Raw genomic sequence first — 18,238 nt, 5'->3', positions numbered from 1 at the left:
GTCATATGAATGTTGGATCTAAAAGTTATGTTAGCGTATAACTGTTGACATGAAGTAAACCAACTCTATTTTAACAAGCCGCCTAAAGCGGCTTTTTTTCGTATACGCCGCCACAGAATTCTAATCACACACTTAATTGACGCATAGAAATTGTGCGCGGCTATCTATTAACTTTAATCAGCCCCAAGCTAAGGGGGAGGTATGAAGAAAATGCCTTATAAAGACCCCTTCTGTTATAGCTGGGCGAGAGAGTTATTAATCGTAATCATGACGCTACTAGGCTCTATTGCCAGCTATGCATACAAAATCATCAATGGTGAAAAGTTTAGCCTCTGGATGTTCATTGCTCAGGCTTTGGTATCTGTATTTGCTGGCTCATTCGTTTTTCTTGCTGCGTCATATTTTCAATGGGCTCCTGAATATGCAGGCGGTATAGCTGGCATTGCTGGCTGGTCTGGTGCGGAGTTCGTAAAAACAATTGAGCGTAAATTTAAAAGGAAACTAGGCGATGAGTAATCAGCAGCGAAAAATAGCACGAGGCGAACGCAACAATAACCCCGGCAATATTGACTACAACCCCGCTAACAAATGGCAAGGGCAATTACCTCACGACCCAAGCATTGAATCTCGATTCTGTCGTTTTCAATCCGCTGAGTATGGCATTCGAGCTATCTATAAGTTACTGCAAACTTACCAGCGTAAATATGGGCTGAATTCTGTAGCGGCCATAATAAATAAGTACGCGCCGCCAGTTGAAAACAATACAACGGGTTATATCCGAAGGGCTGCTGATGATATCGGCGTAGCTGTTTTGGATAAAATCGATACCAGCGATAAAAAGACAGGGATTGCATTAGCAAAAGCCATTGTCAGCGTTGAGTTAGGTTATCAGCCATATGGTGAGGCTACATTCGAAAAAGCGTGGAGTTTACTGTGAGTTGGGCTGAAAAAGCGCTAATTGTTATCTTGGCTTCGATGGTAGGCGTTATTTACTTTTTAAGTGACTCGATAAATAGTAAAAACGAGAAAATTAAACAGCTTAATAATGACCTAATAGCACAAGTAGCTATCACGGAAGACTACGAAAAGCGCATCAACTCCCTTCACGAACTCGACACCAAACACACAACGGAACTCACAAATGCAAAAGCTGAAATTGACCAGTTGCGCAGTGATGTTAGTAATGGCACTAAGCGCGTGTACGTCAACGCCAAATGTCCAAAGCCCGAAGCGAATACCTCCGAAAGCGGAAGCAATGAAAGCTCCGCACGACTTAGTGAAGCAGCTGAACAAGATTATTGGCGTCTCAGAGAAATGATGGCTGAGAACGAAAAGCAAACATTGTATTTGCAGAATTACATAAACACGGAATGCCCTGCTAACTAACGGGGATTTTTAATGGCTTCTTCGCAATTAAGTGAGGTGGTATGAAGGCTCACTTACTACACAATAAGCAAGAAGCAGAAAACAAGTTGCAAATCGCACTGGATTACAAGTAGGTCGCTCAGCGGCCTTTTTTATGCGAAAGTATCTCATCAGTGAATTCTGAGTGAGGTTACAATGCAGATAAAGTCAACACTAATGTTTTTAAGTATGCTGCTACTTAACGGTTGCAGTGTTAAAGTGCCAAAAGATATATCACCCGTTAATGATTTTGATTTATCTCGTTATCTAGGGGAGTGGTATGAGGTAGCTAGAATCGATAATCGATTTGAGAAAGGGTTAAACAAGGTCTCCGCTAATTATTCTCTTCGTGATGATGGAGGCGTAAAAGTAGTGAACAGAGGATGGGATTCCAAAAATAAAAAATGGAAGGAAAGTATAGGAAAAGCTTACTTTGTTGAATCCTCGGATACTGGGGCTTTAAAGGTTTCATTCTTTGGGCCCTTTTACGGCGGCTATAATATTATTAAGCTAGATGATAACTATCAGTATTCATTAGTTGTTGGACCTAATAAAGATTATCTATGGATTCTCTCTCGCACGCCAACTATGCCGCCAGAGTTATTAAATGAATATATTAACTTTGCTAGCCATTATGGTTTTGATAGACAAAGAATATTGATATTTCAATAGAGTTAATTTCTTATTTAAAGCTTTAATTAATGAAAATCATATGACCCGCCTAGTGCGGGTTTTTTATTGGGTGGAATATGAGTAGCAAAAACAAGCCACATATCCGGCTAACCCGTCAAGGGTGGAGGGCTAAATTAAGAATGGATAATGCGATAGGTAGAACTCCGCAAGAAGCAGTCAGAAACTTAAATGAGTTTCTATCTCAGCAATAAGGAAGTAATCATGGCACTCACCGATAAACAAGAAATGTTCTGTCGTGAGTACCTCGTTGATTTGAACGCTACACAAGCGGCTATTCGTGCGGGGTACAGCGATAAAACTGCTAACGCACAAGCAAGCCGGCTGTTAGTAAATGTTAACATTCAAAACAAAATTAAAGAACTTAAATCAAATAGGAATGAGCGTGTTGAAATTGACGCTGATTATGTCCTTAAGCGGTTAGTTGAAATCGACCAAATGGATGTGCTGGATATTCTCACTGAGAATGGCGACTTAAAACCCGTCAAGGATTGGCCTAAATCTTGGCGAACCACACTAAGTGGTTTAGATATTATGTCCATTTCTTCGGGTGAAGAAGATACTGAAGCATTGCTTAAGAAATCAAATGGCCTGATAAAGTGAAAAACTTAGAACTATTAGGTAAGCATGTCAAAGTGCAAGCATTTAAAGAGCAAATCGAAGCTAAAGTTAAGAATGAGCATAACATCATGCTGGTTTCATCTTGTGACAATGTGGATGACTGGGAGAAATCGGCACAGCAGCAACAAGGCGAGGTACTCGGTGGATGAAATACAATGTAGTCTGGAAACCTTTGCCCGGCTCTCAATCGTTATCCCTGAGTTGCCCCTGTAATGAAATACTGTATGAAGGTACGCGAGGCCCCGGCAAAACAGCGGCACAACTTGCCCGTTTTAGGCGTAATGTTGGCGTGGGTTATGGCTCATTTTGGCGTGGTGTCATATTTGATACGGAATACAAAAACCTTGGTGACATCATCACGCAATCAAAACGTATGTATCGACTGTTTAAAGACGGCGCTCGCTTTTTAGCATCAGCCTCGGAATTACGTTGGGTATGGCCTACAGGTGAAGAGTTGCTATTTCGTTTTGGTAAAGAAGCGGATGATTATTGGGATTACCATGGGCTATAGCACGGAGAGAAAAACACTGTGACGAACTGTGCCGAAATTGTGATGCAAAAATGAGGGGGGTTCCCCCTCTTTTTCATTCGAAATGGAGGGGTAAGTTATTGATGTATTTAGAGTGAAATGTAGTATTTTGTTGTATAAATGTTAATCTATTTTATTTCTATCTTTTTGATATTTATTGATTTATGTGATTATTGAAATGTTAGTGTTAGTAAGATTTCTGCCTGCATAAATATAACCTTTCCTATTTCATGTTGAGAACGACGTTATCATCAACGAGATGTGATAAAAAAGCACGTTTAGTGTGTCGTTTGAAATGTAATTTGTCTATTATATACGTTATTATTTAACCATGACGTTATTTTCCCTAGCTGAGATAGTTCGGCTAGTAGGCTAGTAATAACTTAAGAGGCTATTAATGTTTGATATTTTAAAAAGCATGGGCTTCGCCCTGTTGATGGTTCCAGTCGTGATGTTTTTGATCATGGGGTTGATTTATGGCCTCGGCGCTTTCTTTAACCTGTTATCTAAAGCGCACGTTCCGCATCATCATACCGAGAACAATAAATAGTTCTTCCTCCATTTAAGCTCGCCTGTTTTTGTTAGAGAACAGGCTGCTCTTTTCTTTTATTGATGCTCTTTTATATTTGGTTGACTTGTGCTTTCCCGAATAAGTGTAAAAAGAGTTTGTAAACTCAACAATTCACTTCGAAACAAATCGCTATATTGAAGGTTGTAAGACCTAATGAAACGGTAGGGATTTATCGAGTATACCCGTCATCCTTCAAATTGCAGGGTTGTTGACTACACTCAGCTAGTCGCCTACCTGCATCTCGAATTATTTAGAGTATATACCTCAGTAAAATCTTATAAGTATCTTATTAGTTACAACAAACCTCCTATTTAGAGCCAAAAAGAGAACTGGCGTTCCTCAAATATAAGTGGTTGTCCATCTTCGAGTAATTTACGTATACTCGGGCCAAGTAAGTCCTGCTCTCCATCCAGAGGAGTAAGCAAGGGGTCTGGAAAACGCAATTTATTGTGAGTAACCTTCTCTAGCATCAGGCGATCTTGGCGCAGGATCACGCGAAATAGCTTACTTAATATGTAACGTTTGATGATTGCTGGAAGCCAGCCACGCTTGGTGGCTATTCGAGCAAACAGTTGTAGCTGACCGTTTCCACATGGTACCAACCAAACACTGACTAGTAGATTAAGTGCATCATTGCCATCGCGGTACTCTATTTCTGCCAGACATGGCATACGGAAACGCCCCATACTGACGCCGCGCTCGCGTTCAAACAGCCGAGAAATAATCCCTGACTGTTTACCCTCTTCGCTGTACACGGCTTCGACGCCATCTGCGAGTGGGTGAACTTGAGCACTGATTTTTTGTCGTTGTTTATCATGACGGATCCAGCCTGAGTGAACGAAATGAGTATGAAATCCATCGAGAAAGTTCTCTGCCGCATCCTGCAATGAACATTGCACTCGATCAGTGATCCAGAACGTATCTAATATTTGATGCTGATGAGCAGGAGCAACAGGTGGGGTTAATAGGGTTTCCGTACTCAAGCTTACCCACACCAGCCCATAAGCTTCACAACAAGCCAAACTATCGAGCAGAGGCTTGCTTCCCGAGGCTTGATCACTACCGGGAATTCGAGTGCAACGTCCGTCGGCGGAAAACCGCCAACCATGATAAGGACATTCAATCTGCCCATCACAGACTTTGCCAGCGCTCAATGGTGCAAAACGGTGCGGACAACGATCTGGTAGCGCGGCGGCACGCCCCTCACGGGTACGAAATAGCACCAGCGGCGTGTCATGTAATTGGCTTGCCACAGGTTTGTTTCGCAATTGGGCGCTGAGAGCGACAGGCCACCATTGGTGAAAAATCGAATTCACAGTTTGAACCTCTTCATTATAGGTACGCCAATACGATGCAATAAATAGCTAAGCACCGTCCATACAAGGCGTCGCCCCCAAGACAGATGGGCGGTGTAGATCAGGCTATATTCGATTTGCGGCTGTCCTCCCCGCAAGCGTTTGAACTTGGCTGCGCCAGAGCTAAAGTTTAGCACTTGACGACGCTCAACGGCCTCTTGTAGGCACAGGCGGGTTAATTGTCGATATAATCCAATCTTTTGGGGTAACGTGGTGTCGTAACCGACGATTGGGGCGCTAAGTAGGGTAGAAGACGAGAACCAGCCCAACGCGCCGTCAATACGCCCTTCAGCGTTACGTAAGGCGCGAAATTCTAGCCATCCCTCGCGTTGTCCTTGCTGCATCCATCGTGCATTGTAGTGGGGGTTCAGAGTACTGTATTTACCTAAGTAAAGCTGATTATAAAGATGTTCGATTCTCTTGAAATCGGCATCATTTAAATCGTTACCAAGTACTACGGTATACGGGCTACGTCGTAATAAGGTGGCATCCAATTGGGTGTTATGATGCTTGAGAAACGGTGCGTGCTCCCCAGCCCGTCCGTCAAACAAATAGACTTGACGGCTAGGGACACTCAGATAACCGAGGGTTTTCAGTTTCTGGCGCAACTCACGATTGCTGAAATCATTAAGCGAACGAAAGCCGAGTGCATGCTCAGGAAATTCTCTTTGTAGCAGCGCCGTAACTGCTGGTAGCTCAGAGATATCCCAATCTGTGGGATAAAGATTTGTCGATAGCAACCAGTTATTCACTTGCACTAATTTGTTGATTTTTCCCGCACGTAGTAGACAAGCGACAGCTTGAATCAGCAGTTTCAAGGGCCAAGTTAGGTATGGTCTGTCGAGGCGTTTGAGCTCTTCAAGCGCATAACCGCTGTAGGCTGTTTGTGGGGATACCACATAGCAGTTGTCATCAGGTTCGTTACCTTCCGTGATACTGACAGGCAATTGCTGTGTTCCCGTATCGAGTAGCACCATTCTAGCGCTAACATTACTGATTAAACGGTCATTGGCACATGCGCGCACATAGCGTAAAGCAAGGCTATCATTAGGGCTGGTGTTCTCGCTGAGAAATTGTTCTTTAAACAATAATTTCATGGAGTGTGTTCCCTTAACGGCTGGCCGTTCCATTCGATATCAGCCGTAGACGCAGCTAATAGCCCACAGCGTCGAGATACAGCCCGAGTAATGATTTCTGTGAGACTACATGTTTGTGCTATTAGCGGCCACCAGTCACCTTTTTGAACAATGACATCGCGAGCTATGGTGTAATCACGCCAGTACTGAGGACTAAAAAGCCGTCGTGGTGCTGCAAATAGCAGCATAGCCAATGCGATCATTCGAGGCTCTAATGTCGGTTCAAGTATTTGTTCGCATGAATGACTCAAGCTATTTACTAATAATTGTCGCTGATTATCGAATAAGTGCACACCACTGGTTGCCCTTGGGTTACACTCCAGTACATGAAAACGACCGTTTCTATCCTTAATAAAATCGAACCCCACTTGCCCGTTGTAAGCGGTTTCTTGACCAAAATGTTCAAGGAACTGGCGTACTGGTTCCGGTGTGCTCGGCTGGAAATAGATCCCTGAGCCACGACCAACTCGATAGCGTGGGTGATAACAGCTATGGGCTCGTAGTTCACCATCAATCAAAATACTAAAACTGCAAAACTCCTGTCCTTCGATAAATCGCTGTGCTATCCATGGCTCAGCCTGAGTAGGTTGCACGTCGTTTAACTGTTGGGCTGACGGGCGGATCAAAGTTTGTGAGGCAAAGCGTGAGTACGCGGGTTTGAACACCCATCTCGCCGCTTCATCAGCGAATGTGAGTAACGATTGGCGGTCTGTCAGTAGATGTGTTTCGGGCGCAGTCACGGACCAACCATCCACCATGGCGGCAAAATGCCCTTTATGATGTAAACGGTGCAACAACGAAAAGTCACTGGTTAACACTCGACACAATGGTAATAGACGTTCGAGGCCATGAGCCAAATAAAACACCTCTTCACACGTTGGCAATAGCAGGTCAATACGTTGAGTTTTGATCGCCGCCGCCAGTGCTTCAATCCAAGCTACTGGATCCTTTCGTGGTTCAGGTAAACGGATATACTGCTGCACCGAGCGACTGAAACGGCTTAATGGCTGGCTCAACGAATCGCCGACGCTGACAGCCCATCCTGCCTCTTCAAAGGCTCGCGCCCATTCTAAGCAGGCAGGTGCACGTGCACCGAGAATCAGTACGTTCATAGCAATCTCTTAGGGAATTTCAGTAAATATGGAGATACACAAGCTTTTTATTGGAGAGCGAGATTTTGTCTGTCATAAGCTTGACCAGTATCGTTATTTTTGTTTTTTAGTAGATAGCTGTAAATTTTACCATCTTTTCACCTTGATCTTTAAGTAAATTAACTCAAATTATTTCAGGTGTATTTTGGTGTTTTACTCTCCATTTAACTGAGCTATCTTGCACCATAATTATAAGTAGGCTTTTAGTAACACACCTGACTCGCATCTTCCTGAACTTTAAAAAAGAATGATGGACAAATTTATTACTGGTGACAATCCTTAAAATATTGGTCAAATTGTTGCGCTAGCACACTTTTATGTAGCCTATGCCTTTAAGTTAACGTTATATCTTGGTATATATAGCGTAACTATTAATATTAGGATGGGGCATGAAATGAAAAAAAGTTTGATCAAGTTTTTAGCTGGCGCGACGATAACTTTATCTATGGCGAGTTATAGTAGTGCGGCAGAGAAAATAACTGTTTTTGCTGCGGCATCACTGACTAACGCAATGAATGAAATTTCTGAGCAGTATCAGAAAGAGCATAAAGTGGATGTTGTTTCTTCTTATGCATCTTCTTCAACGTTAGCGCGCCAAATCGAACAAGGTGCACCCGCGAATCTGTTTATTTCTGCTGACCAACAGTGGATGGATTATGCCATTGATAAGCATTTGATGGTGGATAACACACGTTATACCTTGTTAGGTAATGAATTAGTCTTGATCGCACCAAAAGATTCTAAAATTGAAAAAGTGGAAATCAACCAACAAACTGATTGGAAAAAGTTGCTTGATGGTGGTCGTTTAGCGGTTGGTGATCCGGATCATGTGCCGGTTGGTATTTATGCAAAAGAAGCGTTAGGCAATTTAGGTGCATGGGATACGGTGAACCCATTGTTAGCGCGTACGAATAACGTTCGTAGCGGCATGGCTTTGGTTGAGCGTGATGAAGCACCGTTAGGCATTGTGTATGGCTCTGATGCTGTTGCCAGCAAAAAAGTAAAAGTAGTGGGTATTTTCCCTGCTGATTCGCATAAACCTGTTGAATACCCAATGGCTATCGTCAAAGATCAAGATAATAAAGCCACTCGTGACTTTTATGAGTATCTGAAAACCCCAGCGGCTTCTGAGGTATTCAAACGTTACGGTTTCACCCCACGTTAAGGGATTATAGTATTGCCGATGTTAAGTGCTTATGAATGGGAAGCCATCTACCTAAGTTTAAAGGTATCGAGTGTGGCAGTAATGTTTAGCCTACCATTAGGGATATTAATGGCTTGGGTTCTGGTTCGCTGTAATTTCCCCGGTAAAACACTGCTTGATAGTATTATCCATCTACCACTGGTTTTGCCGCCTGTGGTAGTTGGCTATTTATTATTGATTAGTATGGGACGTCGCGGTTTTATTGGTGAATGGTTATATAATTGGTTTGGTTTCAGTTTCACTTTTAGTTGGCGAGGTGCGGCTTTAGCCTCTGCTGTGGTGGCTTTCCCTTTAATGGTACGGGCGATTCGATTAGCGCTCGAAGCGGTTGATCGTAAATTGGAACAAGCGGCTAGAACATTAGGTGCAACGCCATTACGGGTATTTTTTACGATCACCATCCCATTGTCACTTCCCGGTATTATCGTTGGCACTGTGCTGGCCTTTGCTCGCTCATTAGGTGAGTTTGGTGCCACAATTACCTTTGTCTCTAATATTCCCGGTGAAACACAAACGATCCCATTGGCAATGTATACGTTGATTGAAACGCCAGGGGCTGAAGTGGATGCCGCTCGTCTGTGTATTATCGCCATTGTATTGGCGCTCATTTCGTTGTTAATTTCAGAATGGCTGACCCGCTGGGGTAAAAAACGACTGGGGGTAGCCTAATATGTTAGAGCTGGATTTTTCACAACAGTTGGGTGACTTGCAACTTGAGGTCAAAACAGCGCTTCCTACTGAAAGTATTACCGCGGTATTTGGCCTTTCTGGCGCAGGGAAAACCTCATTGATCAATGTGATTGGCGGGTTAACCAAACCAAATCGAGGTCGTATTGTACTGAATGGGCGTACCTTGGTTGACGTCGAAAAACGTATTTGTTTACCGCCAGAAAAACGTCATATTGGGTATGTATTTCAAGATGCACGCCTTTTTCCACATTATCGAGTGAAAAGTAATTTACGCTACGGTATGGCGCCTGAAATGAAAGAGCGCTTTGGTGAAATCGTTGGGTTATTAGGAATTGAAAAATTACTGAATCGCTTTCCGATTACGCTCTCAGGGGGGGAAAAGCAACGTGTAGCAATTGGCCGTGCTTTACTGACGGCACCTGAAATATTGCTGATGGATGAGCCATTAGCTTCATTGGACTTACCGCGTAAACGTGAATTATTACCTTATCTCGAAAAGCTTTCTCAAGACGTTAAAATTCCTATTTTATATGTTAGCCATAGTCTTGATGAGATTTTACGTTTGGCTGATAAAGTGATCGTCATGGCGCAAGGGAAAGTAAAAGCGTTCGGTGCGTTAGAAGAGGTATGGGCCAGTAGTGCGTTACGTCCTTGGTTACAGCAAGATACACTGAGTAGTGTATTAAATGTGACATGCCACAGTAATCACCCTGACTATAATATGACAGCAGTGACTGTCGGCAATCAAAAGCTATGGATCCCTCGTGTTGATACTGAAAAAGGGGCTGAATTACGTTTACGTATTGATGCATCCGATGTGTCATTAGTATTAGAGAAGCCACAGGTGAGCAGCATCCGCAATATTTTATCCGCTGAAGTCGTGGAGTGGATGGAAGATGGCGAGCAAGTGGATGTTAAATTGGATTTAGGCGAACAGCACTATTTATGGGCACGTATTACTCGCTGGGCGCGCGATGAGCTGTCGATCCGTAAAGGGCGTCGTGTGTATGCGCAAGTGAAGAGTGTATCCCTTAGCCGAAACTTTTCATCATAGTTATCTATGTAATTAGAGGGCTAATGGTTAGCCCTCTATGATCACCATGCTTCAAGTTGTCGCTCTCACACTTATCAGCGTGATCTTATACACTTAGCGATTTGTTCACTTGTGAGCCTAACGACAACTTAAATCATTGAGCGTATAAATACGCGGTTACAAAACGTATTTGCGGATCACTTCCGCAATTCCCGGCTGGGTATTATCTTTAGTGACCAGTTTTGCTTGTTGCTTGATTTCATCGACCGCTTGGCCCATAGCAACACCGAGTCCAGCGGTGGTTAGCATGCTTAAATCGTTAAAGTTATCACCAAAAGCAACCACATCATTCATGGTCATCCCCTGTGATTCAACCCATTGTTTTAGGCGCTGGCCTTTGCTGTTACCTTTACGACCTACGTCGACTTGATCGGCCCATGACCATTCACATTCCAAGCCGAAATCGTTTTCAATACCACGCACAACCTCTTTCAGCTGATCAACATCTTCGGAACTGACAGCAAATTTCCAAATAGATTGATAGTCGTGCATAACGTCGGCATAGTTTTCAACAAACTGAATATTTGGGCGCTGTGCTTCTGGCAGGGTTTGAGCCCAGCTCAAGGTACGTTTGATCCCTTCTGTTGGCGCGTTATACAGCATAGCATTATCAACATACATTAAATGCTGAATATCCGTTCCTTGTAATCTATCAATCATTTGGATGGCTGATTCGGTGGTCATTGGATCGGATGCAAGTACCTTTTTACCTAAATAATCATAAAGGTAAGTTCCGTTACAGCATATTGCTGGTGTATCAAGATCCAGTTCTTGATAGAAAGGGTGGATAGCAACATGGTGGCGGCCAGTTACGATGAGAACTTTAACACCTTGTCTACGGGCTTCATTTAAGGCTGCTAGGGATTCGGGTAAAATTTTTTTTTGAGGATCAAGCAATGTTCCATCAAGATCGAGCGCAATAACGCGGTATGACATAAACGGCTCCACGTGATTTGAGGTTGCATATGCCTTAATGAGTGGCTATATGATAGTTTTTGTCGTTGTTGGCTAAACAGAAAGGGATCTGTTAGCCTGAAAATAATCCAATACTAAAATAATTTTATCATCTTAGCGGATATTGCCGATTAACTAAAGTGGCGCAGAATGAATCGAGTCAAGTTATTGGTAATCTGCTGTTTTGATCATTTTGAGATAATTTAGTGGAAGATGTGTTGAAAAAGAGGGGATTGCTTGTTACTCGCTAGTGTATCCTGAAATTAACCGTCATATACTCGTTATACTTCAAATTGCAGGGTTGTTGACTACACTCAGCTAGCCGAGTCACATAGTTTATCTATGCTCCCCGTCTATCTTCGCTTGTCGCCTACCTGCATCTCGAATTATTTAGAGTATAATGAAAAAAGCTATTTTATCATGAATCATAAGGAGACAGGATGAATCAGGTTGTCTATATTGCTAGCCCCGAAAGCCATCAAATCCACGTTTGGTCTATGAACGAAGCCGGTGAGCTCACGTTACTACAAACGGTGACAACACCAGGCCAAGTACAGCCAATGGTATTAAGCCATGATAAAAAACACCTTTATATTGGTGTCCGGCCCAATTTTCGAGTGATCACTTATCAAATTGAAGATAAGGGAACACTTAGCTTAAAAGCTGAGACGGTCATTCCAAGTACGCCGGTACATTTATCATTAGATAACACCGGCAAGTATTTGTTTGTTCCTTCATACCATCAACATAATTTGGCGGTCTTACCGATTGACGAAGAAGGTGTGCCACAAAGCGCTATCCAAGTAATAGAAGGGTTGCGTAATCCACATTCATCCCATGTTGACGCCGATAATCAACAGCTATGGGTACCTTGCTTAGGTGAAGATCATATCCGCCTATTTGATTTGCATGATAATGGTTATTTAACTGAAGCATCTGCTGATCAAATTAGCTCAGCTCAAGGTGCTGGTCCACGTCATCTGGCATTCCATCCGCAGCATAAAGTTATTTACTGTGTAAATGAATTAGATTCCACTATTAATGTTTACCATAAATTCACCCGTTATCGCCAAATACAGCATGTTAATGTTTATCCAGAAGGCAGCGAGAGCCAACGTTGGGCGGCAGATATCCACATCACTCCTGATGGTCGTCACTTATATGCTAGTGAGCGCTCAGACAGCTATATTAGCCATTTCCTCGTTTCCGATGAGGGGCGTGAACTCACGTTTGCGGGCACTTATCCGACCGAGGAACAACCGCGTGGTTTCAATATTGATGCAACAGGGCGTTTCTTGATTTCAAGTGGGCAAAAATCAAATAGCATTTCAGTTTCAGAAATCGATCCAATTACCGGTAAATTATCGCAAATTGGTCGTTACCCAGTCGGCAAAGGGCCTATGTGGGTAACGGTGTTGGCGCGCTAATTACGTTGCGCTTGTCATGTTTGTTAAGATATGGCGATAGAACCCTGCTAGTCGAGTCACTGAGTTTACCTAGGTGACTCGACTGTATTTACGGCTATGTAGCTGCGCTTTAAATTATTTAGCTCCCTTTGTTATTTAAAGGGAATTTATTGCTCGATTACTTCTCTAATCGCATTCGTCACTTTACTGAGCTGCTCAGGTAAAATGATATAAGGCGGCATCACATAAATTAATCGTCCAAAAGGCCTGACCCATACACCTTTGGCGACAAATTTTTTCTGTAATTGCGCTGTGTTTACGGGCTCTTTCATCTCAACGACACCAATAGCACCCAGTACACGGACTTGCTGCACATTTGCATGATCCTCAAGAGGAGTGAGTTCTCGGATCAGTTGTTGCTCGATATGAGCGACGGTTTGCTGCCATGGGCTTTCGCGCAATAATTGCAGACTTGCATTGGCAACAGCACAAGCTAGTGGGTTACCCATAAAGGTTGGACCATGCATAAAACAGCCTGCTTCACCATTGCTAATGGTTTCTGCAACATGTCGGGTGGTTAACGTCGCCGAGAGCGTCATATATCCCCCAGTTAGGGCTTTTCCTAAGCACATAATATCAGGAGAAATATTGGCATGATCACAGGCAAACAATTTTCCTGTTCGCCCAAAACCTGTCGCTATCTCATCGGCAATCAATAATATGCCATAACGATCACAAAGCTCACGCACCCCTTTTAAGTATTGAGGGTGATAGATGCGCATTCCACCTGCTCCTTGAACGATAGGTTCAAGGATGATCGCAGCAATTTCTTGATGATTTACCTCAAGTTGTTGTGTGATCGACTGTAAATCTAGGGGATCCCACTCGTCATAAAAACCACATTGAGGAGCATCAACAAAAATATGTGGAGGGAGATAGCCTTTGTACAGCCCATGCATTGAATTATCAGGATCACACACAGCCATTGCACCGAAAGTATCACCATGATAACCATGGCGTAGCGTCAAAATACGTTGGCGTTTTTCGCCTTTTGCTTGCCAATATTGCAATGCCATTTTCAAAGACACTTCAACGGCAACCGAGCCTGAATCAGCGAGAAAAACACATTCAAGAGGCTTGGGGGTAATTTCAATAAGTTGACGGCATAAATTCACCGCAGAGGGATGAGTGATCCCACCAAACATCACATGCGACATTTTTTGTAGTTGCTCAATCGCTGCTTGGTTGAGCACTGGGTGATTATAGCCATGAATTGCAGCCCACCATGAAGACATACCGTCAATGAGTCGCTCACCATTCGCCATTATCAGCTCTGTGCCTTCTGCCGCGACGATGGGATACGCAGGTATCGGGTGGCTCATCGAAGTGTAGGGATGCCAAATATGTTTAGCATCGAAAGCAATATCTGAACTGTCCATTTGTTTTACCGTCAACTTATTTTATTAAATCTGGTTGACATGATAACCACAATATTTAAACTGGCAACGACTTTTTACGATGGAGACCTGCCGTGAGCGAATTAAAAAAGTGGACAACTAAACAGGCTAATGAATTGTTTTCAATGCCTTTCTTTGAACTGCTATTCCAAGCTCAGCAAATTCACCGACAGCATTTTGACCCACAGCAAGTACAAGTCAGTACTTTGTTATCGATCAAAACAGGGGCTTGCCCTGAAGACTGTAAATACTGTGCGCAGAGCGCTCGTTACAAAACAGGGTTAGAAACTGAACGACTCATGGAAGTTCAGCAAGTATTAGAATCTGCGAAAAAGGCAAAGCAGGCAGGCTCAACGCGTTTCTGCATGGGAGCTGCGTGGCGTAATCCACGTGAGCGGGATATGCCTTACCTTGAAATGATGGTGAAAGAAGTCAAATCCCTTGGCATGGAAACCTGTATGACACTGGGTATGATCGATGATAATCAGGCGCAGCGTCTTGCAGAGGCAGGGCTTGATTACTACAACCATAATCTTGATACCTCACCTGAGTACTACGGCAATATTATTACTACTCGAACTTATCAAGACCGTCTCGACACGTTAGATAATGTGCGTAACGCGGGGATCAAAGTGTGTTCAGGAGGCATTTTAGGTTTAGGCGAAAAAGTGAGTGATCGTGCTGCATTATTGGTCCAACTCGCTAATTTACCCAAGCCACCTGAAAGTGTGCCAATCAACATGTTGATGAAGGTTGAGGGAACGCCAATGGCAGATAATGAAGACGTTGATGCATTTGATTTTATTCGTACTATCGCGGTTGCACGGATCATGATGCCAACCTCTTATGTACGTTTATCGGCGGGGCGCGAATATATGAATGAGCAAACCCAAGCGCTGTGTTTTATGGCGGGTGCTAACTCTGTATTTTATGGTTGTAAACTGCTGACAACACCAAACCCAGATGAAAACAAAGATCTGGCATTATTCAAAAAACTCAATATCAATCCTGAACGTATTGAGGTGAGTGATGGTGATAACCAGCAAGCAGCCCATTTAGCTGAAAAAATACTGACTGCCGATAATCAACAGTTCTATAACGCGGCTATCTAATGAGCTGGCAATCTTTTATGCAGGCGCAACTAGCACAGCGGCGACAAAATTCTGTTTGGCGCCAGCGGATCTGTGTTGAACATAACTCAGGACGTAAATTACAGGTTGATGGGCAACATTATCTAAACTTTTCAGGCAATGATTATCTAGGGTTAAGTCGTCATCCAAAGGTGATTGAAGCTTGGCAGCAAGGTGCAGCGCAATATGGTACAGGTAGTGGGGGATCTGGGCATGTAACCGGTTTTTCGCTTGCCCATCAACAGCTAGAAAATACCCTGTCGGAGTGGTTAGGTTACCCTAGAGCGCTACTGTTTATTTCGGGTTTTGCGGCAAATCAAGCGGTGATCACTGCCTTGATGAGTCAAGGGGATCGTATTTTAGCCGACAAGCTCAGTCATGCTTCGATCCTTGAAGCATCAATGTTATCGAATGCTAACTTGCGACGCTTCACCCACAATAGCCCATCATCATTAGAAAAGTTGCTAGCTCATCCAACAGAAGGAAAAACGCTGATTATTACTGAAGGCGTTTTTAGTATGGATGGCGATTGCGCTCCACTGATTGAATTACAACAACTTGCTGGACAACATAATGTATGGTTAATGGTTGATGATGCTCATGGTATTGGTGTGCGAGGGCGAGAAGGGCGTGGTAGCTGTGATGTACATGGTATCAAACCTGAATTATTGATTGTGACCTTTGGTAAAGCATTTGGTTTGAGTGGCGCAGCTGTTTTGTGTGATGAAACAACCGCAGATTATTTTATTCAAACCGCTCGTCACCTGATTTATAGCACTTCAATGCCACCGGCTCAGGCAGTTGCGTTGTCTGCGGCATTGCAACAGATCCGTGCAGCGGATGAGTCGAGGGAACAGCTCAAGCAACATATTGAGTATTTTAGAAAAAATAGTCAATTTCGGGATATGCAATTAGCGGACTCACAGATGGCAATTCAGCCTGTCATCGTGGGAGATAATGAGATCAGTTTACAACTTTCTGATTATCTACGACAAAAAGGGCTATGGGTACAAGCGATACGGCCACCAACTGTCCCACCCGGAAGTGCACGACTACGCATTACTTTGAGTGCCGCTCATTACCAACAAGATATTGATCAACTGTTGGAGGCGTTAAATGGTTTTACCATTAAGTGATGAAAAACAAAAAATCGCTTCGGCCTTTGGTAAAGCAGCAAAACGCTATGATTCGATAGCGTATTATCAACAAAATAGCGGTCATCAACTGCTGGATTTATTAGCCTCAGCACAGGTGAATTTAGCGGCTAAAAAAGTGATTGATGTTGGCTGTGGTACTGGTTTTTTCAGCCAAATAATCAAAGCACAAGGGGCTGAAGTGACCGCATTAGATTTATCGTCCGGCATGTTGGATGTTGCACGTCAAAAAAATGCGGCGAAGCAGTATATCTGTGCGGATATGGAAGCACTGCCTTTTGCCGACCAAACTTTTAATGTGGTTTTTTCTAATTTAGCGATCCAATGGTGCTCTGACTTATCACTGGCGCTGACTGAATTGCATCGAGTGACTAAAAGTGGTGGTGTGATTGTGTTTACCACGCTTGCTGAAGGCTCTCTATCGGAGCTATCGCAAGCTTGGGCTAGGTTAGATGGCTATTCGCATGTAAATGCGTTTTTAAGTTTTGAACAGATCACCGCGAGTTGCCAACCATGGCAGCATCAATTGTTGCTTCAGACCGATAAACTGCATTTTCCGGATTTAGCTCGATTATTGAATTCATTGAAAGGTATTGGCGCGACCCATCTCACCGCAGGGCGGCGTGGTGGATTGATGACAAGGCAGCGATTACATCGACTTGAGAGCGCTTATCCCATGTCTGAAAAGGGTCTTGAGCTTACTTATCAAACTGTATTTGGAATAATTTATCGTGACTAAAACTTATTTTGTGACCGGCACTGATACTGAGGTCGGTAAAACCGTGGTTAGTTGTGCATTACTGCAAGCGGCTAAACAATTGGGTTATCGAACTGCGGGTTATAAACCTGTTGCATCAGGCAGTGAACAAACAGCGCAGGGGCTACGCAATAGTGACGCACTATTTTTACAAGCGAACAGCACATTGCCATTAACTTACCAAGAAGTGAACCCGATTGTATTTGAAGCTCCGACATCGCCACATATTATTAGCGAAAAAGTTGGCCAGCCGATTGATTTTTCGGTTATGACCGATGGATTAATACATTTGCAGTCAAAGGCTCAGTGGGTGTTGGTTGAGGGAGCTGGTGGTTGGTACACGCCATTATCTGCGCAAGAAAGTTATGCAGATTGGGTGGTTGAGCAACAATTACCAGTAATTATGGTGGTTGGCATCAAACTGGGTTGTATTAATCATGCATTATTAACCGCACAAGCAATTAAACAATCAGGGCTAAAATTGGTGGGGTGGGTGGCGAATGAAGTCGAGCCAGCAGGAGACTATCAGGCCGAATATTTAGCGACATTACACCGTTCACTCAATGCACCTTGTCTTGGTATTATTCCTCATAAAAATATCGAATTGTTAGCAAATGTTGGGTCGTATATTGATGTGAGGTGTTTGCTAACCGTCTAGTGATGAAATTAAAGTGAAGGCCAAATAAAAAATAGGATATAAGAATCGACTGCCAAAAGTTTGTGATAGTATTGATTTTTATTGATTTTTATTGATTTTTTTTGCATCGGCCTCACTGTATTTTTACATCTCAGGGCGAACTTCATTTTTACTTTATCAGGTATTTTACAATCTAATGTAGTGTTGTGATAACTATTATCATTATTTTTAACAATAATATGGTTATTTTAGGGGACTAAATAGGTTTGATTAATATTATCACCTCTTTCATATTAGAA

19 protein-coding genes and 2 pseudogenes are annotated in these 18,238 nt (G+C 43.1%); 16 read left to right on the top strand and 5 right to left on the bottom strand.

Annotated features, from left to right (window positions below):
• Positions 1 to 201 precede the first annotated feature (201 nt).
• The 8 genes and pseudogenes from M1E96_RS15385 to M1E96_RS15350 all read left to right on the top strand — a co-directional run bounded on the left by M1E96_RS15385 (position 202) and on the right by M1E96_RS15350 (position 3,794).
• Positions 202 to 516, top strand: coding sequence for a phage holin family protein (locus tag M1E96_RS15385; protein ID WP_272581371.1), 315 nt, complete (start codon positions 202 to 204; stop codon positions 514 to 516).
• A complete protein-coding gene (locus M1E96_RS15380; protein ID WP_070929129.1) occupies positions 509 to 937 on the top strand; it encodes a structural protein in 429 nt (142 codons plus the stop codon). Before M1E96_RS15385 ends, M1E96_RS15380 begins: the two co-directional genes overlap by 8 nt.
• Positions 934 to 1,386 carry a lysis protein gene (locus M1E96_RS15375; protein WP_319068706.1) on the top strand — a complete coding sequence of 151 codons (453 nt, stop codon included), beginning with the start codon at positions 934 to 936 and terminating at the stop codon, positions 1,384 to 1,386. Before M1E96_RS15380 ends, M1E96_RS15375 begins: the two co-directional genes overlap by 4 nt.
• A 174-nt stretch (positions 1,387 to 1,560) precedes the next feature.
• Positions 1,561 to 2,076, top strand: coding sequence for a lipocalin family protein (locus M1E96_RS15370; RefSeq protein WP_369427199.1), 516 nt, complete (start codon positions 1,561 to 1,563; stop codon positions 2,074 to 2,076).
• Between the two features lie 77 nt (positions 2,077 to 2,153).
• The gene (locus tag M1E96_RS15365; RefSeq protein WP_319068709.1) at positions 2,154 to 2,288 is read left to right on the top strand and encodes a hypothetical protein; all 135 of its coding nucleotides are present in this window, start codon (positions 2,154 to 2,156) and stop codon (positions 2,286 to 2,288) included.
• A 10-nt stretch (positions 2,289 to 2,298) separates the two neighbouring features.
• A pseudogene (locus M1E96_RS15360) lies at positions 2,299 to 2,864 on the top strand (terminase small subunit).
• A pseudogene (locus tag M1E96_RS15355) lies at positions 2,861 to 3,214 on the top strand (terminase); the annotation flags it as partial. The pseudogenes M1E96_RS15360 and M1E96_RS15355, both read left to right, overlap by 4 nt.
• A gap of 427 nt (positions 3,215 to 3,641) precedes the next feature.
• The gene (locus tag M1E96_RS15350; RefSeq protein ID WP_081335825.1) at positions 3,642 to 3,794 is read left to right on the top strand and encodes an AcrZ family multidrug efflux pump-associated protein; all 153 of its coding nucleotides are present in this window, start codon (positions 3,642 to 3,644) and stop codon (positions 3,792 to 3,794) included.
• A gap of 332 nt (positions 3,795 to 4,126) precedes the next feature.
• Here the strand turns inward: M1E96_RS15350 and M1E96_RS15345 are convergent, their stop codons facing one another.
• The 3 genes from M1E96_RS15345 to M1E96_RS15335 are packed head-to-tail and all read right to left on the bottom strand — an operon-like array spanning position 4,127 to position 7,418.
• On the bottom strand, positions 4,127 to 5,131 hold the full coding sequence (locus M1E96_RS15345; RefSeq protein ID WP_272581074.1) for an aromatic ring-hydroxylating dioxygenase subunit alpha: 1,005 nt from the start codon (positions 5,129 to 5,131) through the stop codon (positions 4,127 to 4,129).
• Complete coding sequence (locus tag M1E96_RS15340; RefSeq protein WP_369427198.1) at positions 5,128 to 6,300, bottom strand: hypothetical protein; 1,173 nt, start codon at positions 6,298 to 6,300, stop codon at positions 5,128 to 5,130. The genes M1E96_RS15345 and M1E96_RS15340 overlap by 4 nt, the downstream gene beginning before the upstream one ends.
• The gene (locus M1E96_RS15335) at positions 6,264 to 7,418 is read right to left on the bottom strand and encodes an ATP-grasp domain-containing protein (protein ID WP_272581072.1); all 1,155 of its coding nucleotides are present in this window, start codon (positions 7,416 to 7,418) and stop codon (positions 6,264 to 6,266) included. The genes M1E96_RS15340 and M1E96_RS15335 overlap by 37 nt, the downstream gene beginning before the upstream one ends.
• A 433-nt stretch (positions 7,419 to 7,851) precedes the next feature.
• On the opposite strand from M1E96_RS15335, the gene modA reads away from it, so the two are divergent.
• From modA to modC, 3 genes are read left to right on the top strand one after another with little or no spacing between them, the layout of a single operon-like run.
• A complete protein-coding gene (modA, locus tag M1E96_RS15330; protein ID WP_272581071.1) occupies positions 7,852 to 8,622 on the top strand; it encodes a molybdate ABC transporter substrate-binding protein in 771 nt (256 codons plus the stop codon).
• An 18-nt stretch (positions 8,623 to 8,640) separates the two neighbouring features.
• Entirely contained in the window at positions 8,641 to 9,330 is a 690-nt protein-coding gene (gene modB, locus M1E96_RS15325) for a molybdate ABC transporter permease subunit (protein WP_070925004.1), read from the top strand.
• Between the two features lies 1 nt (position 9,331).
• Positions 9,332 to 10,405, top strand: a complete 1,074-nt coding sequence (gene modC, locus M1E96_RS15320; RefSeq protein WP_272581070.1) for a molybdenum ABC transporter ATP-binding protein ModC — start codon at positions 9,332 to 9,334, stop codon at positions 10,403 to 10,405.
• 156 nt (positions 10,406 to 10,561) lie between these two features.
• On the opposite strand, the gene M1E96_RS15315 is transcribed toward modC, so the two are convergent.
• Entirely contained in the window at positions 10,562 to 11,380 is an 819-nt protein-coding gene (locus M1E96_RS15315; protein ID WP_070925003.1) for a pyridoxal phosphatase, read from the bottom strand.
• Positions 11,381 to 11,838: 458 nt separating this feature from the next.
• Here M1E96_RS15315 and pgl point away from each other — a divergent pair, with 458 nt between their 5' ends.
• A complete protein-coding gene (pgl, locus tag M1E96_RS15310) occupies positions 11,839 to 12,825 on the top strand; it encodes a 6-phosphogluconolactonase (protein WP_140186340.1) in 987 nt (328 codons plus the stop codon).
• A gap of 146 nt (positions 12,826 to 12,971) precedes the next feature.
• On the opposite strand, the gene bioA is transcribed toward pgl, so the two are convergent.
• Positions 12,972 to 14,243: an adenosylmethionine--8-amino-7-oxononanoate transaminase gene (gene bioA, locus M1E96_RS15305; protein WP_272581068.1), complete on the bottom strand. Its 1,272-nt coding sequence runs from the start codon at positions 14,241 to 14,243 to the stop codon at positions 12,972 to 12,974.
• 92 nt (positions 14,244 to 14,335) lie between these two features.
• Between bioA and bioB the strand changes: the two genes are divergently transcribed.
• From bioB to bioD, 4 genes are read left to right on the top strand one after another with little or no spacing between them, the layout of a single operon-like run.
• Entirely contained in the window at positions 14,336 to 15,373 is a 1,038-nt protein-coding gene (gene bioB, locus M1E96_RS15300) for a biotin synthase BioB (RefSeq protein WP_140180645.1), read from the top strand.
• Positions 15,373 to 16,527 (top strand): 8-amino-7-oxononanoate synthase, encoded by a 1,155-nt coding sequence (gene bioF, locus M1E96_RS15295; protein ID WP_272581067.1) that lies wholly within the window; start codon positions 15,373 to 15,375, stop codon positions 16,525 to 16,527. The genes bioB and bioF overlap by 1 nt, the downstream gene beginning before the upstream one ends.
• On the top strand, positions 16,508 to 17,284 hold the full coding sequence (bioC, locus tag M1E96_RS15290) for a malonyl-ACP O-methyltransferase BioC (RefSeq protein ID WP_140180642.1): 777 nt from the start codon (positions 16,508 to 16,510) through the stop codon (positions 17,282 to 17,284). Before bioF ends, bioC begins: the two co-directional genes overlap by 20 nt.
• Positions 17,277 to 17,960, top strand: coding sequence for a dethiobiotin synthase (gene bioD / locus M1E96_RS15285; protein WP_319068720.1), 684 nt, complete (start codon positions 17,277 to 17,279; stop codon positions 17,958 to 17,960). The genes bioC and bioD overlap by 8 nt, the downstream gene beginning before the upstream one ends.
• Positions 17,961 to 18,238: the final 278 nt, after the last annotated feature.

This window comes from Providencia sp. PROV236 (assembly GCF_033676985.1).
In the GTDB taxonomy this organism is placed as follows: Bacteria; Pseudomonadota; Gammaproteobacteria; order Enterobacterales; family Enterobacteriaceae; genus Providencia; species Providencia manganoxydans.
The sequence above is the reverse complement of the archived record's forward strand: the minus strand, read 5'-3'. Positions and strand labels throughout refer to the sequence as shown.